This is a genomic window from Sphingopyxis witflariensis, assembly GCF_002205635.1.
GTDB classification, from domain to species: domain Bacteria; phylum Pseudomonadota; class Alphaproteobacteria; order Sphingomonadales; family Sphingomonadaceae; genus Sphingopyxis; species Sphingopyxis witflariensis.
This window is the reverse complement of record NZ_NISJ01000012.1, coordinates 25,298-50,548: the sequence shown is the minus strand read 5'-3', so window position 1 is coordinate 50,548 and position 25,251 is coordinate 25,298. Positions and strand designations below refer to the sequence as shown.

The following is a 25,251-nucleotide window of genomic DNA, read 5'->3' as shown; positions in this document are numbered from 1 at the left end:
GCCGCTCGTGCTGAGCTTGTCGAAGCACCGCCCTTCTTCTTTTAGGGAAGAACGGCCCTTCGACAGGCTCAGGGCGAGCGGATATGGGAAGCGGGGCTAAGGGCCGATACCTATGTCACTCGACATTGATTATTACGAACTGCTCGAAGTCGAACGCACCGCCAACGAAGCGGCGCTGAAGGCCAGCTATCGCAAGCTCGCGATGAAGTATCACCCCGACAAAAATCCGGGGTGCGACGACAGCGAAGCACGCTTCAAGGCGATCAGCGAGGCCTATGACTGCCTGAAAGACCCGCAAAAGCGCGCCGCCTATGACCGTTTCGGCAAGGATGGCGTGCGCGGCGCGAATGGCGGCGGCGGCAACGCCGATTTTGGCGACATTGGCGATATTTTCGAATCGATTTTCGGTTCGGCGTTCGGCGGCGGCCGCCAGCAACGCGGCCCCGCGCGCGGCGCCGACCTGCGCTATGACATGGAAATCAAGCTCGAGGACGCCTTCGCCGGCTGTACCCGCGAGATTCAGGTCGACGTCGCGGCACGCTGCGACAGCTGCGACGGTTCGGGCGCCAAGCCCGGCACCCGCACCAACCGCTGCGGAACCTGCGCCGGCCATGGCAAGGTGCGCGCGCAGCAGGGCTTCTTCATGGTTGAACGCGTCTGCCCGGCCTGTCAGGGCGCGGGCGAGGTGATCGCCGATCCGTGCAACAGCTGCCACGGCGAAGGCCGTGTCGACCGCCGCAAGACGCTGACCGTGAACATTCCCGCCGGCGTCGACGAAGGCACACGCATCCGCCTGTCGGGCGAAGGCGAATCGGGCGCCCGCGGTGCCGCTCCGGGCGATCTTTATATTTTTCTCCACATGGCGCGACACAAGCTGTTCGAACGCGAGGGCACGACGCTGTTCACCCGCGCGACGATCAGCTTCACCACCGCGGCGCTCGGCGGCGACATCGCCATTCCGGGGCTCGACGGCGAGAAGCACGACATCAACATCCCGGCGGGCATCCAGTCAGGCAAGCAGCTGCGCAAGCGCGGCGCGGGCATGCCGGTTCTGAACGGCCGCGGCCACGGCGACCTCGTCGTTCAGGTCGATGTCGAAACCCCGACCAAGCTCAGCGCGCGCCAGAAAGAGTTGCTCGCCGAGTTCCGCGAGACCGAGACCGGCGACGAATGTCCGGCATCGCAGGGCTTCTTCGGCCGCATCAAGGATATGTGGGACGATCTGACGGATTGATCCGTCGCGACACCACCAGCACCCCCAATATTGTCATAACCGCGAAGGCGGGAACCCAGGAGTGGAGTCAGCCGACGCGCGCTCTGGGTCCCCGCTTTCGCGGGGATGACAAACATAGTTAGCCAATCTCACCCCTGAGCTCCGCAATCAGCGCCGCCACCTTTGGCAACCGCCCCTCCTCTTCATCCAGTATCGCATGGAAGGCGCGCCGCTTGATCGCCGCCAGCGCATCGGCGGGCATCGCCGCGTCGCCAGTCACGCTGCTCGCGACGATGTCGATCAGCCGGTCGGCGCCGTGGAGCCGCCCCCACAAATAGTCATTCTCGCGATACGCGCGGCTGAAAAAGGCGCCAAAGCTGTTGAACTCAATCCCCTTCAGCATCGCCCCCGCGCCACCGGTGCGGATCGCGGTCGCGTCCGACGGCGAAATGCGGTCGATCTTGATCGGATCGAACTCGTCGAACCCCTCGCCCTGCAGCAAGGGCAACGTCGCAATATCGTAAAAGGGATAACCCAGATAGGCGAGCAACATCACCCGCCGGTCGTCCTTGGGCAGCGCGGCGAGCGCCGCCGCGATCAGTGCATCGGCCTCACCATCGACTGCCGTCAAATCGCGGCGCGCCGCGATCGCGTCGATCCACTGCCCCGGATCGGCGTCAGCGGGCACATCGAGGTCGGCGAGCCATGCGTCGCCCTCGCGCTCCAGATACAGGCCCAGCGCGGTGAAGATCGCCCCGCGCATTTCCTCGCACGCCGGGTCGCGCTCGGCGCGCCGCGCCTCGACCGACGCATCGAGCTCGCGCGCCAGAAAGCGCAGGCGGCGGATGCGAAAGCCCATGTCGTGGGTGCGAAAAAAGGCGACGGCATCGCCGCTCGCCCCGGCACCCTTCTTGCCCGAAATCCGGTCGAGGCCGCGCGTGCGCACCTCCTGCCACAGCGCGCGGCGCCGGTTGGCGAAATGCACCGGACCTTCGGCGGGCGCCAGCCGGTCGATCGCCGACACCAGTTCCTCTACCACCGCCGACAATTTCAGATGGCCATAGGGCGCATAGGCGAAGCCCGCGCGCACCGAGGCCTGATCCTGTGCCTTGGCGCGCCATTTATCGAGCCGCGCCGGGGTCGGGGTATCGAGGAAGAAAGTGCTGCCGAATAGCGCCGCAACCTGTTCCTCAACCTCGACCTTCATCGCGTCGACGATATGCTGCATCCGCCGAATTCGGCGCGACATGCCGCCGATCGCCTCGACATTGTCGCGGATCGGCTGCTCGCGCGGGATTTCGGACAAGGCGCCGAGGATCGTCGACAGGAAACCGGGCAGCCGCGCGGGCTCGCCCCCCGCCTTGCCTCCGCCGGCCGCTCCGGACTTGCCGAAACTGATCGAGCGAAAATCGGGCTTGGGGTCGATATAAACGAAGCGCCGGTCGATCTCTCGCCGCGCCGGGCGTTGCTTCAGCGCCGCGATCGCCGGGCGGAAGGGCGCGTTGGCGAGCACCGATCCGTCGATCAGCACCCGGTCGGCGGGATCAGCCTCGCCGCCCGCGGGAAGCTGGACGCGGATGAAATCTTCGCGGCCCTGCCAGTCGATTCCGCGCTGTTCGAGCACCCCGTCGAGTTCGCGCAGCGTAAAGGGCGGAAAGGCGCCCGGAAAACTCGCGGTCGCGCGCGCCGCGGCGGCAAGGCCCGGCACATCGCTCAACTGCTTGCCGCTCCGCCCATTCTGGCGGAAATGCATCACCAGCCGATGCTCCTGCTCGGTCACCCGCGGCGGACTGTTGAGCGCCAGCGGGGCGCTATGCCCGGCGAAATCGGTGACCGAGACGAACAGGTCAACCGGCTGACCCGCGGGCACCAGCACCGGCCCCTTCGGCCCCGCCTCCATCGCATCGAAGGCGTCGAGCAACAGGTTGCAGAAGGTCGCACCCCCGAACGGCGGCTCGAACCAGCGCGCGCGGACGAAGCGCGACAGCTTGGCGCGCACCTCGTCCTGCGCGCCTTCGCCGACGGTGCGGTCGATGACATTGCCGCGCTTTTTCATTGCCCAGCCGGCGATCGGCACCGCCCAGAATTTGGTCGCGGCCGACAAGGGCCGCGCATCGGGGTCGAGGAGGCTGTCGACGTCGGCATCATCGAGCCACAGGTCGGTCAGCGGGTCGAGCGACTGCCCCGTCGCCAGCGCCCGCGCAAGGAAAATGCCGTTAATCCCGCCCGCGCTCGCGCCCGCGACGATATCGGCCATCACGCGCAGCCGGACATTGCTATGCGCGGCGATGGCCGCGAGCAATTCGCCATAGACCGCACCCGATCCGGTCAGCGCAGCACCATCATGCCAGGCGCGCGACGCCGCCGCCAGCCGCCACGCCTCCTTGGTGATGCCATGCATATAGACGGCGAGGCTGATGCCGCCGTAGCAAATCAGGGCGAAGCGAAGTTCCTTTTCCCGCATTGGCAATATGATAGCGCGGTTTGCGGGGTGTGGCGAATTTTCCACAGCCTGCCAGCAAAGCAAATCGGGTCCGCGCTTCACGGCCTTTTTCCTTGCTTCTGCAAATCTCTCGCATTAGCGGCGCTCCGAACAGGAGTTAAGAATGATTCGCAAATTCGTCGCCGCCGCGCTGGTCACCACCGCGCTTTCCTCCCCCGCCTTTGCGCAGGACAATGCGCCGATCGACGAAGGCGCGAACGGCGAGGCGACGATCATCGTCACTGCGGCGCGCACCATTTTGCCGCCCAATGCACTGCCGCTGACGATCGACATCATCGACAAGGAAACGCTCGATCAGCAGATCGCCATGTCGGGATCCGTCATCGACGCAGTCGCAAACCTGACCCCCAGCTTCTCGCCAACGCGCCAGAAACTCTCGGGCTCGGGTGAAACGCTGCGCGGCCGCTCGCCGCTCTATGCGATCAACGGCATTCCGCAATCGACCCCGATCCGCGACGGATCGCGCGATGGCTATACGATCGATCCCTTTTTCCTCGATCGTGTCGAGTTGATCTATGGATCGAACGCCTTGCAGGGGATTGGCGCGACCGGGGGCGTGGTCAATCAGGTGGTGATCAAGGCGCCGCGCGAAGACGGCTTCTCCGGCCGCGTACTGGTGCAAGGATCGACGGGCAATTTTGAAAGCAGCAGCTTTGGCGGCAAGCTCGGCGGATTGCTTACCTACCGTCAGGGCGCATTCGATGTGACCGGCGGCGTCGCCTATGAAAAGCGTGGTCTATATTATGATGGCGCGGGCCGCCGCGTGGGCATCGACAATACTCAGGGCGATGTGCAGGATAGCCAGAGCCTCAGCTTCTTCGCGCGATTGGGCTATGACTTGTCATCGACCGCCCGTCTTGAGCTGTTCGCCACGCGTTTCAACCTGGAGGGCAATGGCGACTGGGTGCAGGTTCCGGGCAATCGGTCGGCGGGTCTTGCCTCCAGCTCGAAGCGTGGCGAACTGGAAGGCGAGATGGCCTCCAACCGTGTCGAAACCGTCAATCTAACGCTGACCGACACCGATCTCGGCGGCGGAAATCTGATCTTCCAGGCATTCTTCAACCGGTCGCGCGACATTTTCGGCGGCGATGTGAGCGCAACCTTTCAGGACGCCAGCATCGCACCCGTCGGCACATTGTTCGACCAGTCGGCGAACCGTTCGCGCAAGCTGGGGGCCCGCGTCAGCTATGAACGGCAATTTTTTGAGGCGCTCAACATTACGTTCGGCTTTGACTCGATGTGGGACAAGACCCAGCAGGAGATGATCGCGACAGCGCGCTACTGGGTCCCCCCCACGACCTTCCGCACGCTCGCCCCCTTCGGCCAGGCCAATCTGAAACTGTTTGACGGCGTCCTGCGCGTTGCGGGCGGCGCGCGCTGGGAAAATGGCCAGCTCAAGGTCGATGATTATGTGACGCTGGCCTCCTATAATTCGGCTCGCGTCACCGGCGGCACCCGCAATTTCAACGATCTGCTGATCAATGGCGGCGTGATTGTCGAGCCTGCGCAAGGCATCCGGGCCTATGCCAGCTATGCAGAAGGCTATTCGATTGCAGACGTCGGTCGCATCCTGCGGTCGGTCAACGGCGCAACCCAGCCGAATTTCGGCATCGAGGATATCAACGTCACCCCCGTTATTTCCAACAATCGCGAGGTTGGTATCGAAATCAAGCGTGGGCCCCTTGATGCCAGTGCCTCCTATTTTTGGTCTACGTCAAAAGATGGAGGCCTGTTGGTAATGAACAGCGCAGGCGTCTATGATGTTCAGCGCCAGCGTATCGAAATTCAGGGTTTCGAAATCAATCTTGCGGTTCAACTTCCGGTGGACGGGCTGAAGCTTGGAACCGGCTACGCCCATCTGTCCGGCCGCACGGACAGCAACAAGGACGACAAGGTCGACATTGATCTGGACGGCGCGAATATTTCGCCCGACCGTGTCAATGTCTGGGCCAGCTATAACAACGGACCGGTGTCCGCTCGGGTACAGGCGGGCCTCTATCTCGACCGCAAATTCGATGGCGCGCCGGCTAATACCGCTTTTTCCGGCTACACGCTGACAGATGCCGTGCTACGCTATGACCTGCCGCGCATGGGCGGGATCACGCTCGCGGCCTCCAACCTGTTCGATGTCGACTATGTTACCTATAACAGCCAGACGATCCGCTCGACCGTCGCGGCGACCGACAATGCCCGCTTCTTTACCGGACGCGGGCGGACCTTCACACTGGGTTGGGACTATCGTTTCTGACATGATCAAAACACTCGACACGCTCCATCGCTGGATCGGCGGCCTGATCGGCCTCCTTCTCGCGCTGCTTGGCCTGTCGGGCGCGATCCTTGTTCACAAAGAGGAATGGATCGGCCTTCCCCACGCGGCAGATCCGCTGAACGGCGACCTCGGCACGGTCGCCGCGACGACCGAAAAGCTGATGTCGCTGCCCGGCGATCCGCAGGGCATCATCTACGCGTCTCCGCGCCTCGGGCTGCACCAGCTGCGTTTCGAAGAGGGCGGCCTATACGCCAGCCAGTCGGGCGGGGTTGTTTCGCGCTGGGCGAGCCAGTGGGAGCGCCCCGAAATCTGGCTCTTCGATTTCCACCATCATCTCTTCACCGGCGATTTCGGCGAGTGGGTGTCGGGGATCGCCGGGCTCTGCGCGCTCTTCTTCATCATCTCGGGCGCGATCCTGTGGTGGCGCACACGGCGGACATTCCAGTTCCGTCTGTGGCCCAAGCGGATGAGCCGTCCCGCGATCGTGATGCAGCACCGCGACCTTGGCATCATCGTCGCGCCGCTGCTCCTGCTGTCGGTCGTCACCGGAACGATGATGCTCTTCCGCCCCTTCGCGATGGTGATGATCGCCCCCTTCGGCTCGGTTAGCGAAGCGGCAAAGGCGCTCGAACCGCCGAAATATATGGGCGGTCCGCTCGCCGCGAAGCCCGATTACACGGCGATGCTCACCGAAGCACGGCAGCGCTTCCCAGACGCCGAATTCCGCATCCTCAGCCTGCCGCGCAAGGCCGGCGACCCGATCTCGCTGCGCATGAAGCAGCAGGCTGAGTGGCTCCCCAACGGCCGCTCGACCCTGTGGTTCGACGCCGCGACGGGCAAGCTGCTCGGTTCCCGCGACGCGCTCGCGATGGCGCCCGGCGCACAGGCGTTCAACATCGCCTACCCGCTCCACGCCGGGAAAGTCGGCGGGCTTCCCTATCGCTTGGCTCTCACGGTGTCGGGGCTCGCAATGGCGCTGCTCGGCAGCCTCACCGTCTGGACCTTCTGGTTCCGCCGACCGAAGCCCGCGAAGCGCCCAGCGAAGAAGGCGGCGCTGGTCACGAACTAACCACCCTCGCCACCCCGGACTTGATCCGGGGGGGTCCCGCTGTTCTTTTCGACGCGACCCAAGAAGCGGGATGCCGGATCAAGTCCGGCATGACGAAGGAATAGAGGTCAGACCGACTGCGCGGCGCTTTCCTATTTTGCCAGGCAACCTATATCCTGCCCCACCCATGACCCGCGCCCGCGTCCTCCTTTTGACCGCCGCCCTCGGCCCGCTCGACTATCGCGTCCCACGCGAAAGCGAAGCACCGCTCGGCAGCGTCGTCGTCGCGCCGCTCGGCCCGCGGCGGCTCGGCGGCGTGGTGTGGGAGGATGAAAGCTTCGGCGCCCCCGAACCCGTCGGCGACAATCGCCTGCGCAATCTCTACGAAATCGTCGCGGTCCCGCCGATCCAGGCCCCCTTGCGCCGCCTGATCGAATGGACGAGCGACTATTATCTTGCCCCCCCCGGCTCGGTGCTGCGGATGGTGCTGCCCGGGGTCGCCTTTGCTGACGCGCGCCGCCCGATCGTCGAATATCGCGCCACCGGCGAAATCCCTGCGCGGATGACGCCGCAGCGCACCGTCGCGCTCGAGGCGATCGGCGAGCGGCAGGGCATGGTCCGCGAACTCGCCGTACTCGCCGAGGTGAGCGAGGCCGTGATTCGCGGCCTCGTCCAGACCGGCGCGCTCGAAGCCGTCTCGGTCTCCGCCGACGCCCCCTATCCCGAACCCGATCCCGCCTTCGCCCCGCCCGACCTCTCCGACGAACAGACCGCTGCGGCGGCGCAGCTCAAAGCCGCCGTCGTCGCCGAAAAATTCGAAACACTGCTGCTCGACGGCGTCACCGGATCGGGCAAGACCGAAGTCTATATGGAGGCGATCGCCGCTGCCTTGGACGCGGGCAAGCAGGCGCTGGTGCTGCTCCCCGAAATCGCGCTCACCGAACCGATGCTCACCCGCTTCGCCGCACGCTTCGGTTGTGAGCCCGTCGGCTGGCACAGCGGGCTGCGCTCGGCCGAACGCCGCCGCGCCTGGCACGCAATTGCGAGCGGCGACGCGCGCATCGTCATCGGCGCCCGCTCGGCGCTCTTCCTCCCCTATGCCCGGCTCGGCGTCATCGTCGTCGACGAAGCGCATGAGACCAGCTTCAAGCAAGAGGATGGCGTCCACTATCACGCACGCGACGTCGCGGTGATGCGCGGCCATTTCGAGGGGCTTCCCGTCGTCCTCGCGAGCGCGACGCCCGCGCTCGAAAGCCTCGCGATGGTCGAGGCGGGGCGATACAGCCACATCAAGCTCCCCGCGCGCTTCGGCGGCGCGACACTGCCCGACCTCGCGGCGATCGACATGCGGATCAACCCGCCCGACCGCGGCCGCTGGCTCGCCCCGCCGCTTGTCGACGCGCTCGCCGATCGGCTCACCAAGGGCGAGCAGAGCCTGCTCTTCCTCAACCGCCGCGGCTTCGCACCGCTGACGCTGTGCCGCACCTGCGGCCACCGCATCCAGTGCCCGAACTGCACCGCGTGGATGGTCGAGCATCGCCTCGTCCACCGCCTCGCCTGCCATCATTGCGGCCATGTCATGCCGCCGCCGCGGCTCTGCCCCGAATGCAAGGATGAGGACAGCCTCGTCGCCTGCGGGCCTGGCGTGGAGCGGGTCGCCGACGAAGTGATCCTGCGCTTCCCCGAAGCGCGCGTCGCGATCGTCACCAGCGACACGCTCTGGTCGCCCGCGAAAGCCGCCGAATTCGTCGACAATGTCGAGGGCGGGCTGGTCGATATCATCATCGGCACCCAGCTCGTCACCAAGGGCTATCATTTCCCCAACCTCACCCTCGTCGGCGTGGTCGACGCCGACTTGGGCCTCGACGGCGGTGACCTCCGCGCATCCGAGCGCACCTTTCAACAGATCGCACAGGTCGCGGGGCGCGCCGGGCGCGGGGTGAAGCCCGGCGAGGTGCTGATCCAGACCCGCGTTCCCGAAGCCCCGGTGATGGCGGCACTCGTCGCCAACGACCGCGACGGTTTCTATTCGGCCGAGGCCGCGGCGCGCAAACATGCTGGCGCCCCGCCCTATGGCCGCTTCGCCGCGCTCGTCATTTCATCTGAAGATATCGATATCGCACGCGGGGTCGCCAAGCGGCTGGGCGACAAGGCGCCGGTCGCCGAGGGGCTCGCCGTCTATGGCCCCGCCCCCGCCCCGCTCGCAATGCTGCGCGGCCGCCACCGCTTCCGCCTGCTGCTCCACGCGCCGCGCAGTTTCGATCTGCAAGGAACGATCCGCGAATGGGTCGGCAGCATCGACTGGCCATCGAAAGCCAGACTCGCCATCGACATCGATCCCTATAGTTTTGTTTAGCGCCTTCAATTCTTTACATTAATGTAAAGGATTTCTAGAAACGGCTATCAAAAGACAAGTGGGGAAGGAATGAAGAATATTATTTGGGCCGGACTGGGCTGCGTCGCGGCGTTGACAGCGCCATCGACCGCCGCAGCCAAATGGCTTCGCGCAGATACAGAGAATTTTGTCATCTATAGCGAAGGAAACGAAAAATCGCTGCGCACATTCGCCGAGAATCTCCAACGGTTCGACACGACCTTGCGAACGCGCTTCCATCTGTCGGAGGCACCGGAACCCAACCGGCTCATCGTCTATCTGGTCCCGCGCGCGACCGACGCCGGACGACTGATGACAGGCAAGAGCGGCTCTATGATCGCCGGCTGGTACAACCCCGCTCCCGACGGAAGCTTCGCCATCTCGCACCGCGAGAATGTGGTGATCCGGGGCACGCCGCAATCGCAGCAGACGCTCTTCCACGAATATAGCCATCATTTCATGAAACGTTATGCCGGCGCCGCCCTCCCTGCATGGTTTATCGAGGGGTTCGCGGAATATTATTCGACGGTTGATTTCACCCAGGATGGCAAGCCGGTGATCGGCAAGCCCGTTCATGCACGGGCCTATGGCCTGCGGACGATGCCGCAGATTCCTGCCGAAACGCTTTTACTCCAGCAACCGGGAGCGATGCAAACTGTGGGGCAAACCGACGCCTATTATGGCCGCGCCTGGCTGCTCACGCACATGCTCTACAACGACCCCACGCGCTCCGGGCAACTTGGCCGCTACCTCGGCGCAATCAACCTCGGCGAAAACGGCAGGAAAGCCGCCACCGACGCGTTTGGCGACCTTGCCCAACTGGACAAGGACCTCAACCGCTACATGGGCCGGCCGATGTCCGTCAGCACGTCGCACGAGCCCGTCGCCGTCGCCCGTAAGATCGATATCACCGCGCTATCGCCGGCCGAAGATGCTCTGCTGCCCCTCCACCTCGAACGGATCAGTGCCGCTCATGACGACGCACGCACCACCAGCGTACGCGACGAACTCCAGACACTCAGCACAGTGCATGGCGATAATGCAGGCGTCTGGTTTGAATTGGCGAGCGCCGAATGGGCCATCAACGAGGACAAACGCAACGCCGCCGCTGCGCGCGCCGCAGTCGACAAGGCGCTGGCGATCAACCCCAAACATGTCCGCGCAAATGTGCTGCTCGGCCGGATCCTGACCGCGGGGGTTGAAGCCAAGGACGCCCCCCGACCGGCCGACTGGGATATTGTGCGCAAACCAATCGTGCTCGCCAACCGCACCAATCCCGATGATCCGGTGCCGCTCTATGCCTATTTCAAAACCTTTCTTGACCAGGGTACGCCTCCGCCGCCGATCGCGATCCAGGGTCTTGGCCGGGCTTTTCAGCTCGCTCCCGAAAATATCAGCCTCCGCGTCAGCTATGCCTTCGCGCTTGCCAACGACGGCAGGCTCGACGACGCGCTGAAACTGGCCAGAGCGGTTGCTTTCGACCCGCATGACGGCGGGCAGGGCGCAGAATTGCTCAAGCAACTCGAAGCAATGCGCGAACGAAGCAAGGCACCCGCGTCCACCGCCGACAACGACGCGGCCGACGACTGACCGCGCTTAATAGTCAGGTTCGGCGCCGCCCAGCACCTGCGCCGCCTGCGCGGTCAGCCATGCCATCGCCGCCGCCCATGACTGATGCCCATGGCTGATTCGTGCGACGCCGAGAGCTGCGAGTTCCTTGTGCGTCGGGCCGCCCTTGCCGCGCAAAATATTCACCGGCAGCGGTGAACCCTCGCAGATCGCGCCGATGCAGCGCGCATCGCCAAGGAAGGGCACGAACAGCGAACCCGCGCCCGCGTCAGCATAGGCACGCGCGCGGTCGAGCGTCGCGGCGACCAGAGCGTCGCCATCCTTCGCCGCATTGGCTCCGCGAAATACGTCGCAGCGGGCGTTTACGAAAATGCCGGTGTCGGCGGCGGCACGATAGCGCGCACTCGCTTCGGCGATCGGCAACAGCGCGTCGGCGCCGGGCAGCCGGTCCTCCATATTAATCCCTGCGGCGCCCGCGTCTTTCGCCCGGCCGACCGAAACGCCGACCGCCGCCGCATCGGCGCCATAGCCCGATTCCATATCGATCGTGACCGGCAGGTCGGTGACCGACAGGATGCGCTCCAGATTTTCGAACACATCCTCCAGCGGGAAATCCTCGCCATCGGCGCGGCCCTGCGCGCCGGCGACGCCATAGCTGCCCGTCGCGATCGCCTTCACGCCCGCCGCCGCGACCGCCTTCGCGCTCCCCGCATCCCAGATATTGACGAGGATCAGCGGATCGCCCGGGACGTGCAGCGCGCGAAAGGCGGCAATTTTGTCAGTCATGCGAAAAGCTCCGTCTGTTTCAGTTCGGGGAGAGATTGGTCAAAAATCATCAAGACGCGGCTGGCCGGGCGCCCCCTCGCGGCGCAGCAACTCATCCTTGATCGGCAGACCATAGGCATAGCCGCCGAGCGAGCCATCGCTACGCACGACGCGGTGGCACGGGATCAGCACCGCGACATTGTTCGCGCCATTGGCGCTGCCCGCCGCGCGCACCGCCTTGGGCTTGCCAACCGCCGCCGCGATGTCGGAATAGCTGCGCGTTTCGCCCGCGGGAATCTTGCGCAACTCGCGCCACACCGCTTCCTGAAAGGCGGTGCCCTTCACGTCGATCGGGATATGGTCGAAGCCGCCCGTCGGCGCCTCGACGGCCTCGACGACCTGCCCCAGCAGCGCCGCGAACGCGTCGCCACCCTCGATCAGTTCGGCCGCCGGAAAGCGTTCCTCCAGTGCGTCCCGCCCTTCGGCGAAACTCAGCCGGCACACGCCCTTGGTCGTCGCGGCGACCAGCATGTCGCCAAGGCTGGTCGGCACGACCGCCCAGTGGATCGTCGCCCCCTTGCCGCCATTGACCCAAGCCGAAGCCGTCATGCCCATCCGTCCCTCCATATTCTCATAGAATCGCGACGGCCCCGAAAAGCCCGCGTCATAGATCGCGTCGGTAACCCGATTGCCATCGCTCAAGGCCTGCCGCGCGCGCTCCTCGCGCAGTGCGCGGGCATAGGCGGCGGGCGACAGCCCGGTGTGACGGGTGAAGACGCGCTGGAAATGCGTTGGCGAATAGCCGGTGCGGCCCGCCAGATCGGCGAGCGCCAGCGGCTCCTCGCTGCCCTTGATCGCGGCAATCGCCGCAAGCACCGCCCCCTCGTCGCGCGCAACATCGTCGGGCAGGCAGCGCTTGCACGGCCGCAGTCCCGCGCTGCGTGCCGCCGCGCCATCGGCGAAGAAGCGGATATTGTCGCGATGCGGATGCCGCGCGGCGCAGCTCGGTCGGCAATAAATGCCCGTCGTCAGCACCCCGGTGACGAAGCGCCCGTCGAGCGCGCGATCGCGGCGCAGCACTGCTGCCCAGCGCGCATCATCGTCCATCAGGTCGCCGCTCATGCTGCATCCCTTTCGATCCGCGCCGCGAAACAGCCGTGCGCGGCATTATGGGCATCGATATAGGATATGGCATCGCCCGCGAACAGATCGCGGATCGCGCCATCGGCCTCACCCGGCCCCGCGAGCCGCGCGCTTTGCAGCATGCCCTCGCTGTCGAACGCGCGCAGTGCGAACGAGCGCCCCTCGAACACCGGCGGCAGTTCGTCGCGCCAGGTCGCCGCGGCCACACCCGGCCGGACATAGATTGCATAGGCGCTGCGATAGGGCGTCGCGACATCGTGGCTGACATGATGGAGCAGGATCAACGCTTCGCCCATGCGCGCATCCTCGAGGCTGACACGGCAAGGAAAGCCGCGATCGGCGGTCGCGATGACGCGGCGGGCGTTGCGCGCCGCTAGGTCTGCATCATCCATCGCGAACAGCGGAGCGAAGCGATCGGGGCTGAGCCCGTGGATCAGATAGGTCATTGGATCGTCCTTTCTCTTGGCGTTGGATGTGCAATGCCACGGCGCCCATCGGATCACGTCCCGATGCTTGCGTTCAAAACGACAAGCACTTACTGTGTTACTGTATTATATCATTGACTCACTTATGTTCCTGCGCCATTCTGTCGCCCAAATCGGGGAGCTGAGCATGGCCACCATCGACGCATCGATCGCAACCGCAAGACCCGCACGCCGCGCCGACTGGTTGGGGCAAAGCGCGACCTTCTGCTACCTCGCCATCGCCGCAGGACAGCTGCTCTTCATCGCCTTCATCCTGCTCTTCTATTACCCCCCGACGCTGACCGGAAATTTCGCCGCGTGGAACGACAAGCCGCTGATCATCGGCTTCGTCGCGGGCGATAGCGCGGGCAATCTCTTCTTCGCGGCGCATGTGCTGATGGCCGCGGTCATCACTTTCGGCGGGCTGGTGCAGTTGCTTCCCGCCATCCGCAATCGCTGGCCCGCGCTGCACCGCTGGAACGGCCGCCTCTATATGCTCTGCGCTCTCGCCCTCGCGCTCGGCGGGCTGTGGATGACATGGGGACGCGGGACATGGCTTGCGCTGGGCGGCGCGATCGGCATCACCCTTGATGCCCTGCTCATCATCGGCTTTGCAGTCATGACATTTGGCGCGGCCCGCGCGCGGCGCTTCGCCGATCACCGTCGCTGGGCGATCCGGCTGTTTGCGGTCGCCAGCGCAGTCTGGTTCATGCGCGTCGGCTATATGGCTTGGGGCCTCGCGACCGGCGGCGCGGGGATCGGCGAGGCGATGGACGGTCCGTTCGACCTGTTCCTCGCCTTTGCCAACTCGCTGCTCCCGCTCGCCGTCGCCGAAATCTACCTGCGCGTGGGTGCCCGGGGAACAGCCGCGGCAAGAAACCGCGTGGCTGCACTACTCACCTTCAGCGGCCTCGTCATCCTCGCCGGCAGCGCCGGAGCGTGGATGGTCATGTGGGGTCCCTATATCTAGCGCGGCTTGCCTTCGCGCGGCGCGAGTCTAGGGTGCCCCCATGACCCGCATCCTCCTCTTCCTCGCCGCCCTCTTCACCCTCACCCAGCCGGCCCGCGCCGCCGACGATATCAGCGCGGTGTCGCGCAGCGCCGTTCGCGTCGTCACCGTCGCGATGGTCGATGGCGAGGTGGTGGGCTTCGGCCATGGCAGCGGGATCGCAATTTCGCCGACGCGTGTGATCACCAACGCCCATGTCGTCGAATCGGCGGTCAAATATCCCGGTAATGTCGCGCTGGGGGTCGTCCCGTCGGAGGGGCAGAAAAGCTATGCGGCCAAGCTGATCGCAATCGACGTCGCGCGCGACCTCGCGCTGATCGAAATCAGCGGCGCGCGCCTGCCCGCCGCGACCATCTTCACCGGCCCGCTCGAATCCGGCACCGACGTCGTCGCGCTGGGCTATCCGGGCAATGTCGATCTTGCGACCGCGCGCAGCGCCAACGACTATATCACCCCGCGCAGCCCGGTGCGCAGCGAAGGCAATCTGTCGAACACCCAGGCCGTCGACGGCGTCGCGATGCTCGTCCACACCGCCAAAATCTCGCGCGGCAATTCGGGCGGCCCGCTGGTCGACCAGTGCGGCCGCATCGTCGGCATCAATTCGGCGATCACCCGCGCCGACGATGGCGATTCGCCCTTTGCCTTCGCCATTTCGACACGCGAGCTTGCGCGCTTCCTCGCCGACGCCGGACAGGAATATGCCAGCATCGGCACCCCCTGCCTGTCGTTCGCAGAAGCCGACGCGCGCGACCGCGCCGTGCTCGACGCCGCCGCGCGCGCCGAGGCCGAGGCCAATAATGCCAAAACAGCCACAGCGAATCTTGAGCGCCAACTCAAACAGGCGCGCGCCGCCAAAGAAGCGCTCGCCGCACGCGAGAATCGCATCGCGCTCGCCGGCGTCCTCTTCGTCATCGGCGCACTCGCCGCAGGCGCGGGACTGCTGTTCTACAACCAGAGGAATATCCGCAACGCCAAGATTGCGGGCGGCGCGGGGACGGTGCTGATGCTCGCCGCGGCAATCCTCTTCATCACCCGCCCCGATGTCCTCGCCGCCACTACCGACGAACCTGCGGCACCTGGCAGCGCTACGGCGTCCAAGCTCGCCGAGGGCCGTTTCCTTTGCACCATCCGCCCCGACCGCAGCCGAATCACCGTGTCGGCAACCACCGACGTCCCGGTAACGATCAGCGGCGGCGGCTGCGTCAACGACCGCACCCAATATGCGCAAGGCTCTGACGGCCGCTGGCAACGCATCCTGGTGCCCAATGACGAGGCGACCGTAACCATCGCCTCGATCGACCAGGCCGCCGAGGAATATCGCGTCGACCGCTATCTGCTCGACGCCGACACGATGACCAAGGCGCGCGAGATCCGCGCCGGAGTGACGCTCAAAAGCTGCACCGCCGATGCGAACGAACTTGCCGGGCTCGCGACCCAGCAGGACGCGATTCGCAGCGCCCTTCCCGCCGCCCCGAACGAGCGGCTGGTCTATCGCTGCCAGCCGCTGGCGAAGGGTGCGGCGGCCCAATAAGTCCGCGCTAGCTCCCGCACGCCTTGAACAGCATCAACGTGCGTTCGCGGGCAAGCGATTCGCTCGGTTCGTGATAATCCTTGCGCCGGTCGCTGTTGAAGCCGTGCCCCGCCTCATAGACGAAAATCTGCGCGGTCGGATGGTCGCGCGCGACCAGCGCCTCGACGCCCTCCATCGGGATACCGCCATCGAATCGGCCGAAATGGGCAATCGTCGCGCAGGCGGGCGCGTCGTCCTTGAACTGCGTCGGCACCAGGCTGCCATAATAGGAGGACGCGGCGGCAAGGTCGGGGCTGATCTGCGCCATCCGCCAGGCAACCGACCCGCCATAGCAATAGCCGGTAATGAAAACCGGCCCCTTTGCTTTCAGTGAGTCGATGCACGTCTGCGCATCCTTCAGGCTCTGCTCGAACGGGTGCAGTTCGCGCGCCAGCTGCACCGCGCGCTCGAACTGCGGCCCCGAATAATCGCTTTCGAATCCGGGATGCTCGCGGTCGAACAGCGCGGGCGACAGCACCTCATAGCCATCGGCCGCATATTCGTCGCACAGCTCGCGAATATGCTCGGTGACCCCGAAAATCTCCTGCACCAGCACCAATCCGCCGCGTCGCTCGCCTATCGGCGCGGCATGATAGACCGCAACCTCTGCGCCATCGTCCATCGTCATGCGGATCATCTCGCCCATCGTGCATCCTTCCCGTTTGCGTTCTGATTTTTGGCTGGGACCGCCCCTATCGCGCGGACTCCCAAAAGCAATCGCCACCCCGCCTTGCATTGCAGCAAAATCGTTGCTAGGCGCGCCGCGACTTCGCTGCGGGGGATATTTCCGAATATCCGCACAAACCCGCGCGGCCCATCCCCCTCGGGATCGTAGCAAAAGGACTTTCACGCGTGGAGAATTCCGGCGGCATTCAAGGCAACATCACGGCGGGCCTCGCGGGCCGTTATGCGGTCGCTTTGTTCGATCTGGCTCGCGAATCGAACGCGATCGACGCAGCGGCAAAGAGCCTCGCGACGCTTCGTGCCGGCCTCGCCGAATCGGCTGATCTTTCGGCGCTGGTCGCCAGCCCGGTCGTCAGCCGCACCGACGCCGCAAACGCCATCGGCGCCGTCGCCAAGGCGATGAAGCTCGATTCGCTGACCGCAAAATTCCTCGGCGTCCTCGCCGAGAATCGCCGCCTCGCCGATCTGCCCAAGATGATCGACGCGTTCGATGCGATCGTTGCCGACCATCGCGGTGAAGTGACCGCCAAGGTCACCAGCGCACATCCGCTTTCCGCCGCCCAGCTCAAGGAGCTGACGGCCAACCTCAAGACCCGTGTCGGCCGCGATGTCAGCATCGCCACGACCGTCGACCCCGCCATCCTCGGCGGCCTCGTCGTCCAGCTGGGCAGCCAGCTGATCGACGGCAGCATCCGTACCCGTCTCAATAGCTTCGCACAGGCGATGAAAGGCTAAACCATGGAAATCCGCGCCGCTGAAATCAGCAAGGTCATTAAGGACCAGATCGCCAATTTCGGGACCGATGCAACGGTCAGCGAAATCGGTCAGGTTCTGTCGGTCGGCGACGGCATCGCCCGCGTCCACGGCCTCGACAATGTTCAGGCCGGTGAAATGGTCGAATTCGCCAACGGCGTGCAGGGCATGGCCCTGAACCTCGAAGCCGACAACGTCGGCGTCGTGATCTTCGGCTCGGACGCCGAGATCAAGGAAGGCGACACCGTCAAGCGTACCGGCACGATCGTTGACGTTCCCGTCGGCAAGGGCCTGCTCGGCCGCGTCGTCGACGGCCTCGGCAACCCGATCGATGGCAAGGGCCCGATCAAGGCCGAAAAGCGCATGCGCGTCGAAGTCAAGGCGCCGGGCATCATCCCGCGTACCTCGGTTCACGAACCCGTCCAGACCGGCCTCAAGGCGCTCGACGCCCTCGTCCCCGTCGGCCGCGGCCAGCGCGAGCTGATCATCGGCGATCGCCAGACCGGCAAGACCGCCGTCGCGATCGACACCTTCATCAACCAGAAGGAAGCCAACGCGGGCACCGACGAGAGCAAGAAGCTTTATTGCATCTATGTCGCCGTCGGCCAGAAGCGCTCGACCGTGGCGCAGATCGTCCGCCAGCTCGAAGAAAATGGCGCGATGGAATATTCGATCGTCGTCGCCGCAACCGCGTCGGAGCCCGCTCCGCTGCAGTTCCTCGCACCCTATACGGGCTGCACGATGGGCGAATATTTCCGCGACAACGGCATGCACGCCGTGATCGTGTATGACGATCTGTCGAAGCAGGCCGTCGCTTACCGTCAGATGTCGCTGCTGCTGCGCCGCCCGCCGGGCCGCGAAGCCTATCCGGGCGACGTTTTCTATCTCCACAGCCGCCTGCTCGAGCGTTCGGCCAAGATGAACGCCGACAATGGTTCGGGTTCGCTCACCGCGCTGCCGATCATCGAAACCCAGGCGGGCGACGTTTCGGCGTACATCCCGACCAACGTGATTTCGATCACCGACGGCCAGATCTTCCTCGAAACCAACCTGTTCAACGCAGGCATCCGTCCGGCGATCAACGTCGGCCTGTCGGTGAGCCGCGTTGGCTCGGCTGCGCAGACCAAGGCGATGAAGAAGGTGTCGGGCTCGATCAAGCTCGAGCTCGCGCAATATCGCGAAATGGAAGCCTTTGCGCAGTTCGGTTCGGATCTGGATGCGTCGACGCAAAAGCTGCTGAACCGCGGTGCGCGCCTGACCCAGTTGCTGAAGCAGGCCCAGTTCCAGCCGATGCCGTTCGAAGAGCAGACCGCGTCGATCTTTGCCGGCACCAATGGCTATCTCGACAATGTCGCGACGACCGACGTGAACCGCTACGAACAGGCGATGCTCGCCTATCTGCGCAGCGATCATGCCGATGTGCTGAAGACGATCCGCGACACCAAGGATCTTGGCGACGACGCCAAGAAGGGCCTGGTTGCCGCGCTGACCGCTTTCGCCAAGATTTTCGCGTAAAACTGGTCCCCGGCGCAAGCCGGGGTCCACCAAGATCCCGGCCTCGCGCCGGGATACAAGGATAGGGCTTCATGGCCAATCTGAAGGAACTTAAAGGCCGGATCGGCTCGGTCAAATCGACCCAGAAGATCACCAAGGCCAAGAAAATGGTTGCGGCGGCGAAACTGCGCAAGGCGCAGGCCGCTGCCGAAGCCGCGCGCCCCTATGCGACCCGCCTCGAAGGCGTCGTCGCCAGCTTGGCGTCGAAGGTCGGCGGGTCGGACAGCGCGCCGAAGCTGCTCGCCGGCACCGGCAAGAGCGACACGCATCTGCTCGTCGTGCTCAACAGCGACCGCGGCCTCGCCGGCGCGTTCAACTCGAACATCGTCAAGGCGGCGCGCGACAAGGCGCTCGAACTGCAGGCAGAGGGCAAGAAAGTTCTCTTCTTCCTCGTCGGTCGCAAGGGCCGCCCGGTCATCGCACGGCTGTTCGCCGGTCAGATCACCGAGCATTATGAAACCACCGGCATCCGCGACATCGGCTTCGAGCAGGCGCACGACGTCTCGCTCAAGGTGATGGAGCTTTACGAAGCCGGTGCGTTCGACGTTGCGCATCTCTTCTATTCGAAGTTCCGCTCGGCGCTGCTTCAGGAAGCCACCGGTCAGCAGCTGATCCCGGTTCCCGCCCCCGTCGATGTTCCGGCATCGAGCGACGCCGCGGTGGAATATGAACCCGACGAGGAAGCAATCCTTGCCGATCTGCTTCCGCGTAACATCACCATCCAGATCTTCAAGGGCCTCCTTGAAAACGCCGCGTCCGAACAGGGCGCGTCGATGACCGCGATGGACAATGCGACGCGCAACGCGGGCGACCTGATCAACAAGCTGACCATCATCTACAACCGCACGCGTCAGGCGGCGATCACGACCGAACTCATCGAAATCATAGCTGGCGCGGAAGCGCTGTAGCACCACGAAGAAGCGGGCGCCGAAGCGCTCTAACTGATCAACCCAAGGAAGAAGCTCATGGCAACCGCACCCGCCCCTGAAAAGAAGGCTCCCGCCAAGAAAGCCGCTGCGCCGAAGAAGGCCGCTGCGCCCAAGGCAGCCAGCACCGGCACCGCGACGGGCCGCATCGCCCAGGTCATCGGCGCCGTCGTCGACGTCCAGTTCACCGGCACCCTGCCCGCGATTCTGAACGCGCTCGAAACCGAGAATAACGGCAACCGCCTCGTCCTCGAAGTCGCGCAGCACCTCGGCGAAAACACCGTCCGCACCATCGCAATGGATGCGACCGACGGTCTGACCCGCGGCCAGCCCGTGACCGACACCGGCGCGCAGATTTCTGTGCCCGTCGGCCCGCAGACGCTCGGCCGCATCCTCAACGTCATCGGCGAGCCGATCGACGAGCGCGGTCCGGTCGTCACCGACCTGCGTTCGCCGATCCACGCCAAGGCTCCTGAATTCGTCGACCAGTCGACCGAATCGAGCATCCTCGTCACCGGCATCAAGGTCATCGATCTGATCGCGCCTTACGCAAAGGGCGGCAAGATCGGCCTGTTCGGCGGCGCCGGCGTCGGCAAGACGGTTCTTATTCAGGAACTGATCAACAATATCGCCAAGGGCCATGGCGGCACCTCGGTGTTCGCGGGCGTCGGTGAACGCACCCGCGAAGGCAACGACCTTTATCACGAGTTCCTCGACGCCGGCGTTATCGCCAAGGACGCCGACGGCAACCCGACCCCCGAAGGATCGAAGGTCGCCCTCGTATTCGGCCAGATGAACGAACCCCCGGGCGCCCGCGCTCGCGTTGCCCTCTCGGGTCTGACGATCGCCGAATATTTCCGCGATGTCGAAGGCCAGGACGTGCTCTTCTTCGTCGACAACATCTTCCGCTTCACCCAGGCGGGTTCGGAAGTGTCGGCACTGCTCGGCCGTATTCCTTCGGCCGTGGGTTACCAGCCGACCCTGTCGACCGACATGGGGGCGCTGCAGGAGCGCATCACCTCGACCAACAAGGGTTCGATCACCTCGGTTCAGGCCATTTACGTTCCCGCAGATGACCTTACCGACCCGGCGCCTGCAACCTCGTTCGCTCACTTGGATGCGACCACCACGCTCAATCGTGCGATTTCGGAACTCGGCATCTATCCGGCGGTCGATCCGCTCGATTCGACCAGCCGCGTTCTGACTGCCGCTATCGTCGGCCAGGAGCATTATGAAACCGCTCGCCGCGTTCAGGAAACGCTGCAGAAGTATAAGTCGCTCCAGGACATCATCGCCATTCTCGGCATGGACGAGCTTTCGGAAGAAGATAAGCTGGTCGTCGCCCGCGCGCGCAAGATCCAGCGCTTCCTGTCGCAGCCGTTCCACGTCGCCGAAGTCTTCACCAACATCCCCGGCAAGTTCGTCGCGGTCGAAGATACGGTGAAGTCGTTCAAGGCGGTGGTCGATGGCGAATATGACCATCTTCCCGAAGCGGCCTTCTACATGGTCGGCGGCATCGACGAAGCGATCGCCAAGGCTGCGAAGCTCGCCGAAGACGCGTAAACCTACCGAACCCCTCCCTTTCGGGGGAGGGGGTTGAGGACAAGAAAATGGCTCTGAAGTTCGAACTCGTCACCCCTGCCCGCCTCGAGCGGACCGCCGAAGTCCATATGGTCACCGTGCCGGGGGCCGAAGGCGACTTCTCGGTGCTCGAAGGCCATGCGCCCTTCATGGCGACGCTGCGCAACGGCCCGCTGACGATCTATGCCACCGCGGGCGCCGCGCCCGAGGTGATCGAAGTCGAAGGCGGCTTTGCCGAAGTCAACGAGAGCGGCCTGACCGTCCTCGCCGAGCATATCGCCGGCTGACGCCTTTCCGTCACGAAACACAAAAAAGCCCGCGTCCACCCGGACGCGGGCTTTTTTGTGCGCGCCGCAATTGCCCCCGCCATTAGGACAATATCAAAGTTTCCCCTTTATTCACCCTGTCGGATGGGGGTGCGGCAGCCGTGGGTTGCCTTTTGCCCCCGAGTCGAAAGCAGGATGAGATAATGAGCGCATTCGGACGTCGCCCCGGCACCGCTGGCCGCCCCGCCTTTGGCGTCGCGAAGCCGATGCAGTCTGGCCCCGGCGTGTCCGGCGGAACCCAGTTCCCGGCGATCGACACATCGCCTGCGCCAGAGGCCTATTCGGGGCCGATGACCCCCGAAATGGAGGCGATGGAGCGGCTGAACCAGCGCTCGACCGCCGAGGCGATGGAACCTGAAAAAGCGCAAGGGTTCGAGGCCAGCGTCCACAAGATCAAGGAGCAGGTGCTGCCGCGCCTGCTCGAACGCGTCGACCCCGAGGCTGCGGCAACGCTGAGCAAGGACGAGCTGACCGAGGAATTCCGCCCGATCATCCTCGAAGTGCTCGCCGAACTGCGCATCACGCTCAACCGCCGCGAGCAGTTCGCGCTCGAAAAGGTGCTCGTCGACGAGCTGCTCGGCTTCGGCCCGCTGGAGGAACTGCTCCAGGACCCCGACATCACCGACATCATGGTCAATGGTCCCTACCAGACCTATATCGAAAAAAAGGGTCAGCTGGTCATCGCGCCGATCCAGTTCCGCGACGAACAGCATCTGTTTCAGATCGCCCAGCGCATCTGCAACATGGTCGGCCGCCGCGTCGACCAGACCACTCCGCTCGCCGACGCCCGCCTCAAGGACGGCAGCCGAGTCAACGTCATCGTACCGCCGCTGTCCCTGCGCGGGACCGCCATCTCGATTCGTAAATTCTCGGCCAAGCCGATCACGCTCGACATGCTGTTCCAATGGGGCGCGATGAGCCAGAAAATGTGCACCGCATTGAAGATCGCGGGCGCCAGCCGCTTCAACATCGTCATCTCGGGCGGCACCGGCTCGGGCAAGACGACGATGCTCAACGCCTTGTCGAAAATGATCGACCCGGGCGAGCGCGTGCTGACGATCGAGGATGCCGCCGAACTGCGCCTGCAACAGCCGCACTGGCTGCCGCTCGAAACGCGCCCCGCAAACCTTGAGGGCAATGGCGCGATCCACATGGGCGATCTCGTCAAGAACGCGCTCCGCATGCGTCCCGACCGCATCATCATGGGCGAGGTTCGCGGCGCCGAATGTTTCGACCTTCTCGCGGCAATGAACACGGGTCACGACGGGTCGATGTGTACGCTCCACAGCAACAGCCCGCGCGAAGCCCTTGGCCGTATGGAAAATATGGTCCTGATGGGCGACATCAAGATTCCGAAGGAAGCGATTTCGAAGCAGATCGCCGATTCGGTCGACATGATCATCCAGATCAAGCGCCTGCGCGATGGCTCGCGCCGGGTCACCAACGTCACCGAAGTGATAGGGATGGAAGGCGACGTCATCGTCACCCAGGAACTCTTCAAGTTCGAATATCTCGACGAGGACAAGGACGGCAAGATCGTCGGCGAATATCGCGCGATGGGCCTGCGCCCCTATACGCTCGAAAAGGCGCGCCAGTACGGCTTCGACCAGCCCTATCTCGAGGCGTGCCTGTAAGCCTTTCGGCCTTCAGCGACCGCTCAACCAGAACGCCGCCGCGAACAGCGCGACGGAGGCCGACGCCAATGCGATCCCGCGCCACGGCATGAAACCGACCCTGTCGACGTCGCGGCGGTTGCGCCGGCGATGATTGGCGAACTCGGCAACGCCGAACAGAAGGGCGGCACCGATACTCACCGACAGCATGGACACTTGCATTGACGCGCATCCCTACGCAAACAGGGGCCTTCCCCCAGAGAGAGGTGCCCATATGCGTCCGCTATTGATTGTTGCAAGTGCCACCATCGCCTTTACCGGCCCCGCCGCCGCGATCGGCGACGACAGCCACGCCGCCCATCAGGCCCATCAGGGCCATGACATCATCGCCGCCGCGGTCGCCGCACCGACCCGCACCCCCGCTAATCTGGCGCGCGACCAATATCGCCACCCCGCCGAAACCCTCGCCTTTTTCGGCGTGAAGCCCGGCGATACCGTCGTCGAGCTATGGCCCGGCGGCGGCTGGTACACCGAAATTCTTGCCCCGCTTGCCAAGGCCGGCGGCGGCGCCCTCTATGCCGCAGCTCCGTGGGAACGCGGCCTCAATCGGGTCAAGGAATGGCAGGGCGCGAAACCCGATACCTATGGCACGGTCAAGCTCGCCGAATTTCCGAACGCTGGAACCAATCCCAAGGTCCCCGACGGCAGCGCCGACGTCGTGCTGACCTTCCGCAACGTGCACAACTGGCGTTTCAGCGGCAGCGACAATACCGCCAACGCCTTCAAACAGATTTTTGCGATGCTGAAACCCGGCGGCACGCTGGGCGTCGTCGAACATCGGCTGAACGAAAGCGACGCCGCCGCGAAGGAAGAGAAATCGGGCTATATGAAGGAAAGCTCGATCATCGCCTTTGCCGAGGCAGCGGGCTTCAAGCTCGCCGGACGCAGCGAGATCAACGCTAATCCGCGCGACACCAAGGATTATGAAAAGGGCGTGTGGACCTTGCCGCCGTCGCTGACCGAAGGCGACAAGGACCGCGCCAAATATGTGGCGATCGGCGAATCGGACCGCATGACGCTGAAATTCGTAAAGCCGGCAAACTGAAGCCCTTTGAAGCCATAGACCCTGCGCTGCTGCTCAGCGCCTATGCGCAGGGGCTTTTTCCTATGGCCGACGGGGCAGATGACCCGTCGGTCCATTGGGTCGAACCGCGACTGCGCGCGATCCTGCCGCTCGACGGCTTTCGCCTGTCGCGCAGTCTGAAGAAAGTCATCGTCTCGGATCGCTTTCGCGTCACCACCGACACGATCTTCGCCGATATGGTCGCGCTGTGCGCCGAGCCGGCCGACGACCGGCCGACGACATGGATCAACCCGGTGATCAAGGCGAGCTACGACCGCCTGTTCCGTCTTGGCCATGCGCACAGCATCGAATGCTGGCACGGCGACGATCTGGTCGGCGGGCTTTACGGCGTGTCGCTCGGCCGCGCCTTTTTCGGCGAATCGATGGTCAGCCGCGCACGCGACGCATCGAAGGTCGCGCTCGCGCATCTCGTTGCCCGCCTACGTGCGGGCGGGTGGCAGTTGCTCGATTGTCAGTTCATCACGCCGCATCTCGCCAGTCTGGGGGCGATCGAAATCCCCCAACGCGACTATCTGAAGCGGCTTTATTCGGTACTGTCCGGAGCCGACGGTGCGGGCGCAGCCTTGGGAGCCGCGACCGGAGCAGGCGCCGCGGCCGGGGCTCCTCCTTCGCCGCCGTTCGTCGCGGGCGACTGGGGCGCACTCGATGCCTTGGGCGCGGCCGCCGATTTGGGCGCGGAGGGCGCAACGGGTTCGCCGCCCGGATATGTCATCGCACAGCTTTTGACGAACACGTCATAGATG

General features: G+C 64.6%; 21 protein-coding genes. 15 read left to right on the top strand and 6 right to left on the bottom strand.

The window, feature by feature from the left end; genetic code table 11:
* Positions 1–112: 112 nt before the first annotated feature.
* Positions 113–1,234 carry a molecular chaperone DnaJ gene (gene dnaJ / locus CDQ91_RS17680; RefSeq protein ID WP_088474021.1) on the top strand — a complete coding sequence of 374 codons (1,122 nt, stop codon included), beginning with the start codon at positions 113–115 and terminating at the stop codon, positions 1,232–1,234.
* Between the two features lie 118 nt (positions 1,235–1,352).
* On the opposite strand, the gene CDQ91_RS17675 is transcribed toward dnaJ, so the two are convergent.
* Positions 1,353–3,677: a patatin-like protein gene (locus CDQ91_RS17675; protein ID WP_088474020.1), complete on the bottom strand. Its 2,325-nt coding sequence runs from the start codon at positions 3,675–3,677 to the stop codon at positions 1,353–1,355.
* 142 nt (positions 3,678–3,819) lie between these two features.
* Between CDQ91_RS17675 and CDQ91_RS17670 the strand changes: the two genes are divergently transcribed.
* The 4 genes from CDQ91_RS17670 (at position 3,820) to CDQ91_RS17655 (ending at position 10,997) form a co-directional block, all read left to right on the top strand.
* Positions 3,820–5,964, top strand: a complete 2,145-nt coding sequence (locus CDQ91_RS17670; protein WP_088474019.1) for a TonB-dependent receptor — start codon at positions 3,820–3,822, stop codon at positions 5,962–5,964.
* A gap of 4 nt (positions 5,965–5,968) precedes the next feature.
* Positions 5,969–7,054, top strand: a complete 1,086-nt coding sequence (locus CDQ91_RS17665) for a PepSY-associated TM helix domain-containing protein (protein WP_164499274.1) — start codon at positions 5,969–5,971, stop codon at positions 7,052–7,054.
* 166 nt (positions 7,055–7,220) lie between these two features.
* Complete coding sequence (locus CDQ91_RS17660; RefSeq protein ID WP_088474017.1) at positions 7,221–9,389, top strand: primosomal protein N'; 2,169 nt, start codon at positions 7,221–7,223, stop codon at positions 9,387–9,389.
* A gap of 69 nt (positions 9,390–9,458) precedes the next feature.
* Entirely contained in the window at positions 9,459–10,997 is a 1,539-nt protein-coding gene (locus CDQ91_RS17655) for a hypothetical protein (RefSeq protein ID WP_088474016.1), read from the top strand.
* 6 nt (positions 10,998–11,003) lie between these two features.
* On the opposite strand, the gene CDQ91_RS17650 is transcribed toward CDQ91_RS17655, so the two are convergent.
* Genes CDQ91_RS17650 through CDQ91_RS17640 form a run of 3 tightly spaced genes read right to left on the bottom strand, consistent with a single transcriptional unit; the run spans position 11,004 to position 13,330 of the window.
* Positions 11,004–11,762, bottom strand: coding sequence for an isocitrate lyase/PEP mutase family protein (locus CDQ91_RS17650; RefSeq protein WP_088474015.1), 759 nt, complete (start codon positions 11,760–11,762; stop codon positions 11,004–11,006).
* 39 nt (positions 11,763–11,801) lie between these two features.
* Positions 11,802–12,863 (bottom strand): bifunctional DNA-binding transcriptional regulator/O6-methylguanine-DNA methyltransferase Ada, encoded by a 1,062-nt coding sequence (gene ada / locus CDQ91_RS17645; RefSeq protein ID WP_088474014.1) that lies wholly within the window; start codon positions 12,861–12,863, stop codon positions 11,802–11,804.
* A complete protein-coding gene (locus CDQ91_RS17640) occupies positions 12,860–13,330 on the bottom strand; it encodes a DUF1203 domain-containing protein (RefSeq protein ID WP_088474013.1) in 471 nt (156 codons plus the stop codon). Before CDQ91_RS17640 ends, ada begins: the two co-directional genes overlap by 4 nt.
* Before the next feature lie 166 nt (positions 13,331–13,496).
* Here CDQ91_RS17640 and CDQ91_RS17635 point away from each other — a divergent pair, with 166 nt between their 5' ends.
* Together CDQ91_RS17635 and CDQ91_RS17630 are read left to right on the top strand one after the other, a co-directional pair.
* Complete coding sequence (locus CDQ91_RS17635; RefSeq protein WP_088474012.1) at positions 13,497–14,318, top strand: DUF2306 domain-containing protein; 822 nt, start codon at positions 13,497–13,499, stop codon at positions 14,316–14,318.
* Between the two features lie 40 nt (positions 14,319–14,358).
* Complete coding sequence (locus CDQ91_RS17630) at positions 14,359–15,888, top strand: S1C family serine protease (protein ID WP_088474011.1); 1,530 nt, start codon at positions 14,359–14,361, stop codon at positions 15,886–15,888.
* Positions 15,889–15,895: 7 nt separating this feature from the next.
* Here the strand turns inward: CDQ91_RS17630 and CDQ91_RS17625 are convergent, their stop codons facing one another.
* Positions 15,896–16,573 carry a dienelactone hydrolase family protein gene (locus tag CDQ91_RS17625; protein WP_088474010.1) on the bottom strand — a complete coding sequence of 226 codons (678 nt, stop codon included), beginning with the start codon at positions 16,571–16,573 and terminating at the stop codon, positions 15,896–15,898.
* Between the two features lie 206 nt (positions 16,574–16,779).
* On the opposite strand from CDQ91_RS17625, the gene CDQ91_RS17620 reads away from it, so the two are divergent.
* The 6 genes from CDQ91_RS17620 to CDQ91_RS17595 all read left to right on the top strand — a co-directional run bounded on the left by CDQ91_RS17620 (position 16,780) and on the right by CDQ91_RS17595 (position 23,385).
* Positions 16,780–17,346, top strand: a complete 567-nt coding sequence (locus tag CDQ91_RS17620) for a F0F1 ATP synthase subunit delta (RefSeq protein WP_088474009.1) — start codon at positions 16,780–16,782, stop codon at positions 17,344–17,346.
* 3 nt (positions 17,347–17,349) lie between these two features.
* Entirely contained in the window at positions 17,350–18,879 is a 1,530-nt protein-coding gene (atpA, locus tag CDQ91_RS17615; protein ID WP_088474008.1) for a F0F1 ATP synthase subunit alpha, read from the top strand.
* Between the two features lie 71 nt (positions 18,880–18,950).
* The gene (locus CDQ91_RS17610; protein WP_088474007.1) at positions 18,951–19,826 is read left to right on the top strand and encodes a F0F1 ATP synthase subunit gamma; all 876 of its coding nucleotides are present in this window, start codon (positions 18,951–18,953) and stop codon (positions 19,824–19,826) included.
* 57 nt (positions 19,827–19,883) lie between these two features.
* On the top strand, positions 19,884–21,407 hold the full coding sequence (gene atpD / locus CDQ91_RS17605) for a F0F1 ATP synthase subunit beta (RefSeq protein WP_088474006.1): 1,524 nt from the start codon (positions 19,884–19,886) through the stop codon (positions 21,405–21,407).
* A gap of 47 nt (positions 21,408–21,454) precedes the next feature.
* Complete coding sequence (locus CDQ91_RS17600) at positions 21,455–21,712, top strand: ATP synthase F1 subunit epsilon (RefSeq protein ID WP_088474005.1); 258 nt, start codon at positions 21,455–21,457, stop codon at positions 21,710–21,712.
* 182 nt (positions 21,713–21,894) lie between these two features.
* Positions 21,895–23,385, top strand: a complete 1,491-nt coding sequence (locus CDQ91_RS17595; RefSeq protein ID WP_088474004.1) for a TadA family conjugal transfer-associated ATPase — start codon at positions 21,895–21,897, stop codon at positions 23,383–23,385.
* 12 nt (positions 23,386–23,397) lie between these two features.
* Here CDQ91_RS17595 and CDQ91_RS21075 read toward each other — a convergent pair whose 3' ends face one another.
* Positions 23,398–23,586: a hypothetical protein gene (locus CDQ91_RS21075; protein WP_144036816.1), complete on the bottom strand. Its 189-nt coding sequence runs from the start codon at positions 23,584–23,586 to the stop codon at positions 23,398–23,400.
* A 52-nt stretch (positions 23,587–23,638) separates the two neighbouring features.
* On the opposite strand from CDQ91_RS21075, the gene CDQ91_RS17590 reads away from it, so the two are divergent.
* On the top strand, positions 23,639–24,469 hold the full coding sequence (locus tag CDQ91_RS17590) for a class I SAM-dependent methyltransferase (RefSeq protein WP_088474003.1): 831 nt from the start codon (positions 23,639–23,641) through the stop codon (positions 24,467–24,469).
* Positions 24,466–25,248 carry a leucyl/phenylalanyl-tRNA--protein transferase gene (gene aat, locus CDQ91_RS17585; protein ID WP_088474094.1) on the top strand — a complete coding sequence of 261 codons (783 nt, stop codon included), beginning with the start codon at positions 24,466–24,468 and terminating at the stop codon, positions 25,246–25,248. The genes CDQ91_RS17590 and aat overlap by 4 nt, the downstream gene beginning before the upstream one ends.
* Positions 25,249–25,251: the final 3 nt, after the last annotated feature.